This is a genomic window from Halioglobus maricola, assembly GCF_009388985.1.
GTDB lineage: Bacteria > Pseudomonadota > Gammaproteobacteria > Pseudomonadales > Halieaceae > Halioglobus > Halioglobus maricola.
This window is the reverse complement of the sequence record NZ_CP036422.1, coordinates 2,017,919-2,031,592: the sequence shown is the minus strand read 5'-3', so window position 1 is coordinate 2,031,592 and position 13,674 is coordinate 2,017,919. Positions and strand designations below refer to the sequence as shown.

Genomic DNA, 13,674 nt, shown 5'->3' with positions numbered 1-13,674 from the left:
TATGTCTCTCTCCAGCGTACCTGACATCCTGGACGATATTCGCGCCGGTAAGATGGTTATCCTGATGGATGACGAAGACCGTGAGAATGAAGGCGACCTGATCATCGCCGCCGAGGCAGCAACACCCGAGATCATCACTTTCTTTTCCAGCGAAGCCTGCGGTTTGATCTGCATGCCCATCACTGAAGAGCGCGCCCGCCAGTTGCAACTCCCACTGATGGTGCGTGACAACCGTTCCCAGCATGAAACAAACTTCACTGTTTCTATCGATGCCTCCGAGAAAAAGGGCCCAGGCATCAGTTCAGTCCAGCGAGCCCATACCGCACTCAAAGCCGTTGCACCCGGAGCTGGCCCCAGCGACATCATCCAGCCGGGGCACATCTTCCCGCTGGTCGCCAAACCCGGTGGAGTGCTGCGCAGAGCGGGCCATACGGAAGCCGGCGTTGACCTCGCACGAATGGCAGGCTTCGAGCCCGCTGCGCTGATTGTGGAGATTATGAATGAGGACGGCACCATGGCGCGTCGTCCCGAACTTGAAGTTTTTGCCGAGAAGCACGGCCTGAAGATGGGGACCATCGCCGACCTGATTGAGTACCGGGCGATGCATGAGCAGTCCATCGAGTTGCGTAACTCCAAGTCTGTTGAGACAGAGTTCGGAACATTCGAGCTGCACACATTCCTTGACCTGATCGACGACACCGTACACTACGCACTCACCTGTGGCGAAATCAGCACCGACATTGAAGTACCCGTCCGGGTACAGACCGTCAACACATTGCGCGACGTGCTGGCCACATCCATTCCCGACGCGGCGCCCGGCTGGTCATATCGCCGAGCCATGGCCCACGCTGCTAGCGAAGGCTGTGGTGTAGTGGTACTGATAGGGCAGGAACAAAGCGCAGAGCAGGCCCTGGCGGAAGTTGTACAGTTTCCTGAGCCGCTCAGTGTAACTGGGTCGGCAGACACAAGCGGTCAACAGAATTACCGTGTTATTGGCACCGGCTCACAAATTCTTCGGCGGCTGGGTGTTGGCAAAATGAAACTGATGTCTGCGCCAATTCACTTTAACGCCCTCTCCGGTTTCAACCTGGAAGTCACCGACTTCATCCAACCTTGAATAGAAAAAGGCGCCAACGGCGCCTTTTTCTATTCAAGGTTGGTTGAGCGATTGCCTACTCAGCAATGCTCTCGCGGGCAATTTCCTGCTCGTCTCTAGCAGCTTCGCAGAAAGGCATATCGATCCAGCCGCCCTCGCTGTAAAGCTTCGTAGCATCGGCGTAATGGGCAGAGGCAGGATCGGTAGATTGTGAATAGGTAAGAATTGCATACGCATCAGGGCACTCAGACTCATCCCAGGTGATAGCCTGGATGTAGCTGTTGCCGTGTTCGATAGCGCTATATCCCTCACCGTCCACAAGATCTGAAGTAATGACGCTGAACATCATGCGCGACGAACCGCCATGAATGCCAATGCGCTCGCCATTCTTGTCAACGAACTGCACTTCACCCCAGGGCGCATCCAATGCGATACCCGCCTCCACCAGACGATCAACGGCAGCGCCAAGCGCGGACCGTACTTCTTCCACGACCATCGGATCCTCACTCAGCACTGCGGGCGTAGTCACAGGCTCGGTAACCTCAAAGGGCACACTCCAGAGATTTTCAATACCGCGGGCAATCTGCCAGAACTCGAAGAAGATATGTCCCCCAACGCTTTCGAGCTTATGGGAACCATCCCAGTCTCGCAAAATGCCGCAAGCTTCAGCCGCCTGCGCTGGATTTGCGCTATACATAGCCCAGTCTGCTGTTTCATCGCACACAGTTGCAAGATCATCCTGCATCAAATGAGCGACAAAGTTGTCGGCCTGGTAAGAGATGGCGCGCAGGTTATCAATATTAAACAGCGGGTCGGCGCCGTGGTTGTCGCCCCCAGCCAAACGCGCCTCTGCCAGAGTAAACGTGTGCCTGGTACGCATGCTCTGTTCAACGCCCTCTTCGCCGATCAGCGGTGAGAAACCCGTCAGCAGCATGCGCGGGTTGGATAACCAATAGCTGTCATTGGCATTGGCCCCATACTCGCGAGTTTCCAGTTTAGGCAGGCTGTCATAACCGAAGATGCCCTCGGCCGTATCCGCGTCATTGCCCCACTCGCAAGTCGAGTCCGAGCCTTCGAGCGTAGTGTAGCCAAAGCCTGTCAGTAGCGATTGCAGCGTGCCGCGAATACAACTGCCGTACTGGGCAATAGATACATTTGGCACTGCTGAAATATCACCATAGAAAGCATCACCGTTGCGGTCTGCTGCAATGGTATTCACCCAGGGAATTCCGATCGGACGCAGTGCTTCTTTGAATTCCGCCAGATTTTGTGCCTTACCCATCTGTACCCATTGGTCAAAGCCGCGCAGATTTTCCTGGTTTGCATCGCGATATGTCAGAAGTGTTCCAGCGGCATTGGGCCATCCCGCGAGCAACGGAGAAACCTCGCCCAGGTCAACAATGGGACCGTAATGGGAGAAATAGAAGGTGTATTCCACTTCGGCACCACTACTGTCGATCGCGCTGACTGTTTCAGAAGTGATTTCCCGCATTTCACCGTCGTATTCGTATTCCAGCGGATTGTCCGGATTCAGGGTCAGCTCATAGAAGGTAAATCGATCACCGGTGCTGACGGTATGCGACCAGGCGAGGTCCCGGTTGAAGCCGATCACGGGCGACGGAAGGCCACCCAGTGCCGCACCCATTACGTCGTACTCATCAGCTACAGTCAGGTGGAACATAAAGAAGCGAAGACTGCCCTGCCAGGGAAAGTGCGGATTACCGAACAGCAGGCCTGAATCGGTTTGGGAACCATCTGCACCTATTGCGTAGGCGTTACTGCCGATCTCCCAACCCTGAGGCAAGTCCAATGCAGCATCGACTGACGCTTTGTCGAGCCCGGCAAACATCGCGGCTCGTTCTTCCGGGGCTACTGGCGCCAGAGACGCGAGAGCTTCCGGGGCGGTTACCGCAGTACTGAAATCCGCCAGCGGGCCACTGGACCCACGTAATATCGCCTTGTGAGCCAGCCGCACCACGTCTCGATAATCCACTTCGCGCACCCATTCAGCGCCACGACAACCCTCCTCACCTTCTGCGAGATTCTCTGCGCCCGTCTCGTTGAAATAGCGATTCACGCCCGCGGCGTAGCCGGCCATGGCGTCCTGTTGATCCTGAGACAGCGAATCGTACATTCGATCCACGGTGACATCGTCGTTGTAGAGTTTGTAAACGAAGTCGTCGTTGAGACTACCTTCCTCCCCAAGATAGCGAGCAGAGTTACCGCTAGCGCGCACGTACTCTCGCATCAGGGTGCAGTAGTTCTCGCCTGCAAAGGCATAGCCAACACCATAACCGGCGCTCGCCCAATCCTGCGCCACCACATGGGGGATACCGTACTCAGTCCAGATAATCTCTGCCTCGTAGGTATACTCCGGCAGGGGCGGCTCCACGGGCGGCTCTACGGGGTTGTCATTGCGGTCGGATGAATCGCTACAGGCGATAAGAAAGCCACAGGCAAGTGTATAAATGGGCAGGCGCAGCCTACGGGAGAGTTCGAAGTTCAACACGGATACCTATTAGAGTTTTTAGTGATCAAGTCGATTGATTCTAACCAGACTTCGCTTGCTTGCACAGTCGAACCAGCTCATATCAGTAACAATATTCATACGACTACCCTCGTCGACAGCCTTGCGCTTGCCTATTCCATCCCAGCGATTAGAATGCCGGTCGCCAAACCAATCGGGTGTTGTTTTCTATGCTGTATTTCCCGCAATTCAATCGCGGCCTGTGGCTGCTACTGATACTGCCGCTGTCTTCTCAAGCACATGAAGAGGCCGGGGAGCTTGAGGAAATTGTCGTCACCGGACGCCGCCAGGTACTGGCCGGCGAGGCGCGCACCGCATCCGAAGGTGTCGTCGGCCAGATGGAACTCTCGGTCCGCCCTCTCCTTCGCCCCGGAGATGTCCTTGAAGCAGTGCCCGGGCTCATCGTTACGCAACACAGTGGTTCCGGCAAATCCAACCAGATGTTTCTGCGTGGCTTCAATCTTGATCACGGCACCGACTTTGCCACCTGGGTCGACGGTATGCCGGTGAACATGCGAACCCATGGGCATGGCCAGGGGTATACAGATATCAATTTCCTGATCCCCGAAACGATAGAGCAGATGGCTTACGTCAAGGGCCCCTATCACGCTGAGTTGGGCGACTTTTCTTCCGCCGGTGGTGTTCACATAGACACCTTCGATCGATTACCGGAAAGCCGGCTTACCCTCGGCGTAGGTGAAAACGGATACCAGCGCCTGCTCGGGATGGGTAGCGTCGAGTTAGACGGCATTTACCTGTCAGGCGCATTGGAAGGACAAAAATACGATGGCCCCTGGAGCGATATTGACGAGGATGTGCAGAAGCTCAATGGGCAGCTCAAAGTGGGTGGCGGCAACGAGACCAGAAACTGGTCGACCACTGCGATGTACTATGAGAACGAGTGGAATTCCGCCGACCAGATTCCCCAGCGGTCCGTGTCCCAGGGCTTGATTGATGAATTTGGCTCGATAGACCCGACGCTTGGAGGCGACACCCGACGAAGCAGCCTTTCAGGCCAGTATACCCACGAGCACGAAGATCACCGATCAGAATGGCAGGCGTATATCATCGATTACGAATTGAACCTGTGGTCCAATTTCACCTATCTGCTCGAGGATCCTATCGAGGGCGATCAATTCAAGCAGGAAGATGACCGGACGATCTACGGCGGCAGCTATAACCGCTTCTGGGTAGGCGGCCTGGAAAATCATTTTCACCACAGTCTCGGAGCGGAATTACGCTACGACGACATCGACACGGTTGGACTCCACCGTACCCAGGCACGCCAGTATCTCGCCACCATCCGGGAGGATAGCGTAGAGCAAGCCAGTGCGGGGGTATTCTACGAACTTGCATGGCGATTCGCTCCCGAATGGCGAGCCGTGCTCGGTATTCGCGGCGACTACTACTGGTTCGATGTCGACGCTCAGGATGCCGCGAACTCCGGGGATGATACGGACTCAATCATCAGCCCAAAAGCGAGCTTGATCTATGCTTTTTCCGACAACACAGAAGCCTACCTGAGCGGCGGATACGGCTACCATTCCAATGACGCCCGCGGAGTGACCATCACTGTCGATCCCGGCACAACCGAACCAGTCTCCTCCGTCGACCCACTGGTGAGATCAAAAGGTGCCGAGATCGGCTTCAGAACTGTCTGGCTGGACAGCTGGAACACGTCGGCAGCGGTTTGGTACCTGGAACTGGAGTCTGAACTGCTCTTTGTGGGTGACGCCGGCACGACGGAAGCCAGCCGACCCAGTGAACGCTGGGGCGTAGAGTTCAACAATTTCTGGTCGCTGGATGACGTCTGGTCACTGGAGGCAGATTTCGCGTGGACCGACTCTGAGTTCAGCGACAGCGCCATCGAGGGTAACGAAATTCCCGGCGCGCTTGAATGGGTGGTTAGCGGCGCAGTCGCCGCACAGTACCCGGGGGGACTGTTTGGCTCGTTCCGCGTGCGTTATTTCGACGGAGTTCCATTAATCGAAGACGGAAGCGTGAAATCTGACAGTTCAACCATGGCCAACCTTGCGCTGGGGTGGTCTAACGACAAGTGGCGCGTTCAAGTGGAGGTATTGAACCTGTTTGACTCAGATGATCACGACGTTGATTACTTCTACGCTTCGCGTCTGCCCGGTGAGTCCGCAGAGGGTGTGGAAGACATTCATTACCACGTGTTTGAACCGAGACAGTTCAGATTTTACGTCAGCCGAAACTTCTAGAGACGATGGCTGGACCATGCACTCTATATGCGCAGCTCCATATCAATTTTGTGCATGCCTTCTCCCCAACCATCTTTCGTTTCAGACACGATAGTCGCTCCGAATTTTGCAAAAAACTGGTGCGCTTTATGGCTAGTAGCAATGTGAATGATTTTGACATCATTGTCGCGCGCCTGCCCAATCACTCTGTTCATGATAATCGTACCAATGCCCGTTCCCTGCATATTCGAACTGAGCAGAATCCAATCGATAGAGCTTTGCCCGGGCTCGTTTTGCACCAAACCAAACGCACCAACAATCCCGTCAGCGACTAAACAGACTTCATAATCACGGGGGGTTGAATGGAGAAACTTTGCGTAATCAACACGTTCGTTGGGCGCAAAGTATTCGGGGCAATTCATATCGAAAAGCGCCAAACACGCATCGACATCATTCGCTGAAAACGATCGGAAAGTCACTTCCATTGACGATATTCCTTGCTAAGAACTCAAGCTCCCGCAGCCAAGCATGACGAGATCTCACATGCGAAAATTGGGCTGTCGCTTCTCCATGAAAGCAGTAATCGCCTCAATATTCTCCGGCGAACCCGCTTGCCGGGCCATCCCCTCTTTCTCTGCATCGATTGCCGCGTGAATAGATGGCAGGTGATGCATGCGCAGGCTGCGCTTGATCTCACGCAGTGAGTTGACCGGCCACTGCGCGATCTCTTTTGCGCGCGACAGGGCGTGATCAAACAGTTCGTGCTCTGGAACCACCTGGGCAACCACACCGAGCTCCAGCGCTCGCTCTGCTTCGACCCAGGCGGCAGTATAGAAAAGTTCGGCCGCTCGCTGCGGCCCAATGTTCGCCGGCAGCATGTAGCTACTCGCCCACTCGGGCACGAGCCCAAGGCTGGCAAAAGGAAGACGCAGGCGAAAGCTATCTGCGGCATATACCATATCGGCATGAAACAGCACCGTCGCACCGCCACCCACCGCTGCGCCCTGCACTGCCGCCACCAGGGGCTTGTCGAACTCGGCGACGGCCAACGCTGCGGCGTCGAACAGTGCCTGCGCATCAACACCGGCCTCACCAAAACTGGCAAGATCGACCCCGGAACAGAAATTGGCTCCGGCGCCACAGAGGAGTACACAGTTAATATCGTCGTCTTCTCTGGCGTTGCTGAATACCTGCTCTATGGCCACCCACATATCATTGTCGATGGCATTCTTGCGCTCGGGACGGTTGAAAGTGACAACCAGAACACCGTCACGATTTTCTACGAGCAGTTTCTCGCTCATGCTATACCTCAGTTGTGGAATTGGACCGCTGCGTTGCCCTCTGCACGGTCAGTCTGGCAGTCATTGACTGCTGCATCTTCCTCCGGATAACCGAAAGAGATACCGAATACGAGTTTGTCGCTCTCCTCTGCTCCGAGCACCTCGCGAACAAAATTCGCATGGAATCCGAGTGCGGTTTGCGGGCAGCTACCGAGGTCATTCGCCGTGAGCGTCAGCATCAAGGTTTGAGCAAACATGCCCAGGTCCGCCGCCTCACGCAAACTGAAAGGCTCTGGCAGGAACAGGAAAGCGACATGGGGGGCGCCAAAGAAGGTGAAGTTTTGCATGAACTGCTCATGCCTGGCCGGTTTGTCTTCGCGCGCAATACCAGCGGCGGCATACATGGCCATGGCAGCACCGAACTGACGATCCTTGTAGACGCCGTCGTACTGTCCGTCGTAGGGAAAGTCCATACTGATGTCGCCATTGGTGAACCGCGCGGGCAGTTCGCTGCGCAGCTTCTCCAGAACGTCACCGGAAGCGACATGCACCTTCCAGGGCTGGGTATTGCAATTGCTCGGTGCCCACTGGGCTGTTGCAAATATCTTCTCGAGCAGAGCTTTATCTACTGCCTGGGGTTTAAACGCGCGAAGTGAGCGACGCGCTCTCACTACTGACTGAAAAATCTCGCTGGTCTCTGACATCAACATCCGGTCCGTAAGTTGGAAAACACTATTATCGGGTCTAAATCAGCTCCCGGTAAACTCCGCCGGCCGTTTTTCCTTGAAGGCGCGCATTCCCTCCTTCGCGTCATTTGACCCAAATACCGGGCCGGCAAGACCATCGGAGGCAAGCATGGCATCTTCTTCACTCATACATTCCTGATGTTCTCGCAAAGATTGCACCACCGCTTTTACCGCCAGCGGACCATTGCCGCAAATCTTCGCCGCGTAATCCTTGGCTGCGTCCAGTGTAGTTCCTTTGGGTACGACCTTGTTGATCAGGCCGAAATCCAGTGCCTGCTGGGCAGTGACGTGCTCGCCGCAGAGCAGGATCTCCGCCGCCAGGCAGTAGGGAATCTGGCGGCGCAGGCGAATCGTCGAGCCCGACATGGGGTAAAGACCGCGCGCCACTTCAGTAACCCCAAAGATGGCATCCTCGGCACCCACGCGAATATCCGTGCCCTGCAGTATCTCGGTACCACCAGCAAGAGCATAACCCTCTACCGCGAGAATAATCGGCTTGTTGGGGCGGTTGTCGCGGAGCAGAGCCTGCCAGTGCACATTCGGCACCTCGGCCATCACCGCCATGAATTCATCAGTCGAACGGTGATCACCATCGGCGCCGGCCTTAAGGTCCATGCCGGCGCAGAAAGTATCGCCATTGGCAGTAAGTATCGCGCAGCGCAGACTGTCGTCCTCGTCGAGCAGGCGCCACGCTTTATACATGCCCAGCAACATCTCCGGGCTAAAGGCATTCTTCGCCTCCGGCCTGTTGAGGGTGACGATCAGCACATTGCCCTCTTTCTCGACAATGCAGTTCTTGGTGCTAATTTCCAACTCGGACATGCTGATTCCTTATTCTGCTCAGGCCTGGACAAACTCGCCAGACAAGGCGATTTCCAGGGCTTTAGGGTAAGCGGGCTTGCCGCTGGGGGCACGTGGCACTTCGTCAACCACATGGAGTTCGCGCGGCACTTTATAGCCGGCAATATGCTCGCGAGCAGAGGCTTGCACTTCTTCGAGACTAACGCTGGCATCACCACGCAGCGCCACAACGGCAGTCACCTTGCTACCAAAACGCTCATCCGGTGTAGCGACAACCAGGCAGTCAAATATGGCAGGATTGGCCTTGAGCGCTTGCTCAACTTCCTCCGGGAATATTTTCTCTCCACCGCTGTTAATACAGTTGGAACCGCGTCCATACACTGTGATTGTGTCGTCATCTTCGAGGCGGGCCTCGTCGCCCAACAGGAGCCAGGGCTTGCCATCCACATCGACAATCGTCTTGGCCGTTTTTACCGGGTCGTTGTAATAGCCAATGGGGATATGACCTGCGCGCGCGAAAATACCCATTTCACCGTGACCCACATGCCGATGAGGCTCACCCTCCACATCCGAGACCACGGACATGAATTCACTTTTGGTGACATTCCCAAGCCCCTGCCCTTTCTTGCCGCCGCCATCCATACCCATGTTGCCGGACTCGGAGGACCCGAAGGAGTTGGAGATAAAGACATTTGGAAAGTGCCTGGTGAACGCTTCCTGCTTGCTCTCCGAGAAAACCGCGCCACCAGAACCCACACTGAAAACAGCGCTCAGGTCCCAGCGATCAGGATTCGCGTCCAGCGCATCCAGCAGAGGAACAGCCATCGCATCGCCGACGATGGAAATCGTATTGACCTTCTCCTTCGCAACGGTATCCCAGACTTGTTCACCTACTAAAGAACGATGCGGGCTGAGCACAACGGTGTTCCCCGCCAGCATCTGGATACAGGCATACCACCAACAGGCACCGTGCATCAGCGGCGCGAGGGCCATGCCGACGATGGGGAAGTCACCAATGCGTTCAACGATCTGTTCGGGCTGGTTGATGGCCCCATCGGGATGGAACCATCCACCGCCACCCATTGCAGCGAAGAAAACCGCCTTGTGTGGCCACATCACGCCCTTGGGCATACCCGTGGTACCGCCGGTGTAAAGAATGAAGAGATCTTCATCGGCGCGTTCACCAAAATCCCGTTCAGACGATTGGTCGGCAAGGCTGGCCTCGTACTCGACGGAACCGATGACAGACGCATCGATCCCACTGTCGTCCAGCACATGCACAAAAGTCTTGAGATCAGGCGCTGCATCGAGAACCTCTTCGATATGCGGCGTGAATTCCTGATTGTGAATACAGGCGACCATATCCGCGTTGTCGAAGATATAGAGCAGCTCATCCTTTACATAACGGTAGTTGACGTTGATAGGCACCGCGCGAATCTTGAAACAGGCAAGCATCCCCTCAAGGTACTCGTTGCAGTTGTAAAGATAGAGCCCGACATGATCGCCTGCGCTAACCCCTTGTGCCGTCAGGTAGTGGGCCAATTGATTGGCGCGTTGATCGAGTTCGGCAAATGTGGCTCGCTGGTCGCCGCACACCAGGGCATCGCGCCCTGGCACCTTATCAGCGACCATCTCATACATATCTGCGATATTGAAATGCTTGTTCATGCCTGCTACTCCTGAATTCCTACTGCTTCTCAGCGCCTACAACCCACATCGCAAAGAACTGGGCGCCGCCACCATAGGCATGCCCCAACGCGAGCCTGGCGTCTTGCACCTGATGATCGCCAGCATCGCCGCGAACCTGCCTTGCAGCCTCGGCAAAACGAATCATGCCGGACGCGCCAATGGGGTTGGACGACAAGACGCCACCAGAGGGATTCCAGGGAATATCGCCCCCCTCGTCCAGCGAGGTGGCGCCCTCCATAGTGAGTTTCCAGCCCTCTCCCTCTGGAGCGAAACCGAGGTTCTCCAACCACATCGGCTCGTACCAGCTAAAAGGCACATAAACCTCGGCGCAGTCCAGATCTTTGCGGGGATCAACAATCCCTGCCTGCTTGTAGACATCCGCAACACAGTCACGGCCGGCCTGCGGGTTCACCTCGTCACGACCCGCATACATGGTTGGCTCTGAACGCATAGCCACGCCGCGTATCCATGCCGGAGGTTTGGGTGCCTGTTCTGCCAGCTCCTCATTGGCGATGATCATCGCGCATGCGCCATCCGATGAAGGACAAGATTCCAGGAACCGGATGGGGTCCCACAGCATGAACGATTCCTCTACTTCAGCCATGGTGATGTCGGGCTTGTGCAAGTGCGCCAGCGGATTGCGGGCACCGTGAAGACGGTCTTTCACTGCCACCTTGATACCCACATCGTATGGCGCCTGACTACGGCGCATATACTCACGAATAATCGGTGCAAAATAACCGCCAGCGCCCGCATTGAGATGGGTGGAAAACGGCTGTGGATTGGACAGCGCCCACATCGCATTGGACTCGGACTGCTTCTCAAAAGCGACAGTCAACACGCGTTTGAAGGTGCCGCTTTGCACATGAGACGCGGCCACCAGCGCAGTCGATCCACCGACGGAGCCGGCCGTATGAACGCGCAACATCGGTTTGCCATTGCAACCCAAAGCATCGGTCAGATAGATCTCGGGCATAATCACACCCTCGAACATGTCCGGCGCCTTGCCGATGATGACGGCGTCGATATCATCCCACTCGAGTTCGGCATCCTTGAGTGCGTTGACGGCTGCCTCGCGCACGAGGCCTGCAATAGAGACATCGCCGCGCTTGGTTGTGTACTTGGTCTGGCCGATCCCGACCACTGCTGCCAGTTCTGCCATCACGCTTTCTCCACTACGGTAATCATATTGTGCTGCAAGCAAGGGCCAGAAGTCGCGTGGGCTATGCCCCGCTCCGCTTCACCTGCAACGATGCGATTGAACACTTCGCCCACCCGGGCCAGGCCCGACGCCATCAACAGATTCCCCGCCAGCACGCCGCCGCTCGGATTGATACTCGTTTCTTCACCAAGGCCGAGCGCCTTGCTGAGAATCAATTCCTGGTGACTGAAAGGCGCATACAGCTCGGCTACATCCACCCTGCCGTCGTTTACACCCACTGCCGCAGCAGCGAGGCGTGTAGATTGGGAGTCGGTAATATCACGCATCCCCATATTGTGGGATTCGATGCGATGATCCATGCCCTTGATTACCGCATAGGGCTTGCCCCATTCCTTTGCCTTCTCTACCGTCGCGATGACAATGGCACAGGCACCGTCAGACACAGGGCAGCAATCGGAACGACGCAGCGGCGATACATAGGTCTCTTCTGCGAGTACGTCATCGGCACTGACGTCGCCGTTCACCTGGGCGTGAGGGTTTGATTTGGCGTTGCGACGTGAGCGGGCAACCACCTCCGCCATATCGCGCTCGGTGATAAGCCCCTGATCCAACATCATGCGTGCCTGCATCGCGGCAAGGGAAATGGTGTCCACCCACAGTGGCGCCAGATAATAGGGATCCAACTGCTGCGACAAGACGATTGGCAGCTCTCCGGGCGACGACTTACCAAAGCCGTAGACCAGCGCGGACTCGGCGTGTCCCATACGAATTTTCAGAATCGACTCATACAGGGCCCAGGCTGCATCCATCTCAACATGGGATTCCTTGATGGGCGGCACCGCTCCCAGCGCGTCCACACCGAGCACGAAAGCGAAGGCCGCGCCCTGCTGGTAGTCACAGCTACCACTGCAGACGAAATCCACGTCCTGCGCGTTGGTCAGGCCGGCTTGCGCGAAGGTGCGCTGAAGCACCGGCATTATCAGCTCCACTTCATTAGTGGCGCCGGCATCCGATACGCAATCAGACTGCTGGTAGGCGACAATAGCAATATCTGTCATCGATCAGCCCTCCAGGCCGGTTACGGGAAGTTTGCCGATCATGTCCACGGGCACAGTCGGCTCGTCGATCGGTTTAAAGTAACGAATGTTGTCCATTGCATGGGTCCACTCCTCCTCGGGTTTCCACTCTGCCTGAACGCGCTGGCCGATATGTACGTCTTCGTTCACGCACTCACTGATCAGGTGCAAAAAGGAAATATTCGCGCCGTCAGCCACCAGATTGGCGATGATGTACGGGGGTTGAATGGGATTATTGGGAATGGGGATGGACACAATCGTGAACGATTGCACCGTGGCTTTGTCAGCGAGTTCTACCTCTTCCTCTGTTGCGCAACCGCAAGCGGGACAGGAGCCGCGCGGAGGTATGTACACCTGCGCGCACTCCGGGCAACGCTGACCGGTGAGTACACCCTTCTTTACCTGGGTGAGGAAACGAGTGGCAGCTGCGCCGGCGGTAAAGTTGTACTTGAGGTTAATCGGCACCTCAATATCGGTAATCATGTCCTGTTCTTCACTCATCACTCAGCTCCTAAACCAGTTCAAAACAGCGAATGTCGGTTATAAAGCCCACTGTCTCTTCCGCCCACACCGCTTTTACCCGAGCGCCTGTGGCCAGCGAGTCCTCGCGGTCTGCGGCAACGCAATGGATCATCGGGACATCGGCCCCGTCGAGTTTCACCATCGCCCAGGCGAAGGGTTTATCCATCGGATGAGCTTCGCGAGGCTCTTTCACCCAGGCAAAGCTGACAATTTCACCCTCCTGGCCTACCTCGACAAATTCGCTGAGTTCCTCAGCAGTATCAGGGTCGTACTCCATCGGCGGAACGATCACCCTGCCGTCAGAGGCCTTGATGCCGACGATGCTGCGGTTCTTGAGCGCGGTTAGAAAGCGCCCCACGACTGGCCCGGTAGACCGGGTGTAGGTATATCCAAGAGTAAACTCCTGGTTCAGGACTTCTGGTTGCGACACGTCGCAGCCCTCCTATAGGGATGAACTTTGAACAATCAGTATCAGGGAGCTGACATTTCCGCTCAATGACGCCGTAGATCAACCTATAGTGACTTTTCAGATCACTATGATGAACCAGCAGGTCTATAACTGACTTAAGGG

The 13,674-nt window shown here is 56.0% G+C and carries 12 protein-coding genes; 2 read left to right on the top strand and 10 right to left on the bottom strand.

What is annotated here, in order from left to right; all coding sequences use genetic code 11:
* The first annotated feature begins 1 nt into the window (after position 1).
* A complete protein-coding gene (ribB, locus tag EY643_RS09210; protein ID WP_152661929.1) occupies positions 2-1,117 on the top strand; it encodes a 3,4-dihydroxy-2-butanone-4-phosphate synthase in 1,116 nt (371 codons plus the stop codon).
* Between the two features lie 55 nt (positions 1,118-1,172).
* On the opposite strand, the gene EY643_RS09205 is transcribed toward ribB, so the two are convergent.
* Complete coding sequence (locus EY643_RS09205; protein ID WP_170287343.1) at positions 1,173-3,602, bottom strand: penicillin acylase family protein; 2,430 nt, start codon at positions 3,600-3,602, stop codon at positions 1,173-1,175.
* 191 nt (positions 3,603-3,793) lie between these two features.
* Here EY643_RS09205 and EY643_RS09200 point away from each other — a divergent pair, with 191 nt between their 5' ends.
* On the top strand, positions 3,794-5,848 hold the full coding sequence (locus EY643_RS09200) for a TonB-dependent receptor (RefSeq protein WP_152661927.1): 2,055 nt from the start codon (positions 3,794-3,796) through the stop codon (positions 5,846-5,848).
* 23 nt (positions 5,849-5,871) lie between these two features.
* On the opposite strand, the gene EY643_RS09195 is transcribed toward EY643_RS09200, so the two are convergent.
* From EY643_RS09195 to EY643_RS19675, 9 genes are read right to left on the bottom strand one after another with little or no spacing between them, the layout of a single operon-like run.
* Entirely contained in the window at positions 5,872-6,312 is a 441-nt protein-coding gene (locus EY643_RS09195; RefSeq protein WP_152661926.1) for a GNAT family N-acetyltransferase, read from the bottom strand.
* Between the two features lie 54 nt (positions 6,313-6,366).
* Positions 6,367-7,128 (bottom strand): enoyl-CoA hydratase-related protein, encoded by a 762-nt coding sequence (locus tag EY643_RS09190; RefSeq protein ID WP_152661925.1) that lies wholly within the window; start codon positions 7,126-7,128, stop codon positions 6,367-6,369.
* 8 nt (positions 7,129-7,136) lie between these two features.
* Positions 7,137-7,811 (bottom strand): nitroreductase, encoded by a 675-nt coding sequence (locus EY643_RS09185; RefSeq protein ID WP_152661924.1) that lies wholly within the window; start codon positions 7,809-7,811, stop codon positions 7,137-7,139.
* A gap of 45 nt (positions 7,812-7,856) precedes the next feature.
* Complete coding sequence (locus tag EY643_RS09180) at positions 7,857-8,675, bottom strand: crotonase/enoyl-CoA hydratase family protein (RefSeq protein WP_152661923.1); 819 nt, start codon at positions 8,673-8,675, stop codon at positions 7,857-7,859.
* 18 nt (positions 8,676-8,693) lie between these two features.
* A complete protein-coding gene (locus tag EY643_RS09175) occupies positions 8,694-10,322 on the bottom strand; it encodes an acyl-CoA synthetase (protein ID WP_152661922.1) in 1,629 nt (542 codons plus the stop codon).
* Between the two features lie 19 nt (positions 10,323-10,341).
* Positions 10,342-11,505: a thiolase domain-containing protein gene (locus EY643_RS09170; RefSeq protein ID WP_152661921.1), complete on the bottom strand. Its 1,164-nt coding sequence runs from the start codon at positions 11,503-11,505 to the stop codon at positions 10,342-10,344.
* Positions 11,505-12,563 (bottom strand): lipid-transfer protein, encoded by a 1,059-nt coding sequence (locus tag EY643_RS09165; protein WP_152661920.1) that lies wholly within the window; start codon positions 12,561-12,563, stop codon positions 11,505-11,507. The genes EY643_RS09170 and EY643_RS09165 overlap by 1 nt, the downstream gene beginning before the upstream one ends.
* Before the next feature lie 3 nt (positions 12,564-12,566).
* Positions 12,567-13,082: a Zn-ribbon domain-containing OB-fold protein gene (locus EY643_RS19680; RefSeq protein ID WP_152661919.1), complete on the bottom strand. Its 516-nt coding sequence runs from the start codon at positions 13,080-13,082 to the stop codon at positions 12,567-12,569.
* A 10-nt stretch (positions 13,083-13,092) separates the two neighbouring features.
* Positions 13,093-13,533: a Zn-ribbon domain-containing OB-fold protein gene (locus EY643_RS19675; RefSeq protein ID WP_152661918.1), complete on the bottom strand. Its 441-nt coding sequence runs from the start codon at positions 13,531-13,533 to the stop codon at positions 13,093-13,095.
* Positions 13,534-13,674: the final 141 nt, after the last annotated feature.

Excerpts from the sequence above, each read along its gene's own strand:
- EY643_RS09185 (WP_152661924.1), bottom strand. The coding sequence starts at position 7,811 with ATGTCAGAGACCAGCGAGATTTTTCAGTCAGTAGTGAGAGCGCGTCGC.
- EY643_RS09165 (WP_152661920.1), bottom strand. The coding sequence starts at position 12,563 with ATGACAGATATTGCTATTGTCGCCTACCAGCAGTCTGATTGCGTATCG.
- EY643_RS09175 (WP_152661922.1), bottom strand. The coding sequence starts at position 10,322 with ATGAACAAGCATTTCAATATCGCAGATATGTATGAGATGGTCGCTGAT.
- EY643_RS19680 (WP_152661919.1), bottom strand. The coding sequence starts at position 13,082 with ATGAGTGAAGAACAGGACATGATTACCGATATTGAGGTGCCGATTAAC.
- EY643_RS09170 (WP_152661921.1), bottom strand. The coding sequence starts at position 11,505 with ATGGCAGAACTGGCAGCAGTGGTCGGGATCGGCCAGACCAAGTACACA.
- EY643_RS09190 (WP_152661925.1), bottom strand. The coding sequence starts at position 7,128 with ATGAGCGAGAAACTGCTCGTAGAAAATCGTGACGGTGTTCTGGTTGTC.
- EY643_RS09195 (WP_152661926.1), bottom strand. The coding sequence starts at position 6,312 with ATGGAAGTGACTTTCCGATCGTTTTCAGCGAATGATGTCGATGCGTGT.
- EY643_RS09200 (WP_152661927.1), top strand. The coding sequence starts at position 3,794 with ATGCTGTATTTCCCGCAATTCAATCGCGGCCTGTGGCTGCTACTGATA.
- ribB (WP_152661929.1), top strand. The coding sequence starts at position 2 with ATGTCTCTCTCCAGCGTACCTGACATCCTGGACGATATTCGCGCCGGT.
- EY643_RS09180 (WP_152661923.1), bottom strand. The coding sequence starts at position 8,675 with ATGTCCGAGTTGGAAATTAGCACCAAGAACTGCATTGTCGAGAAAGAG.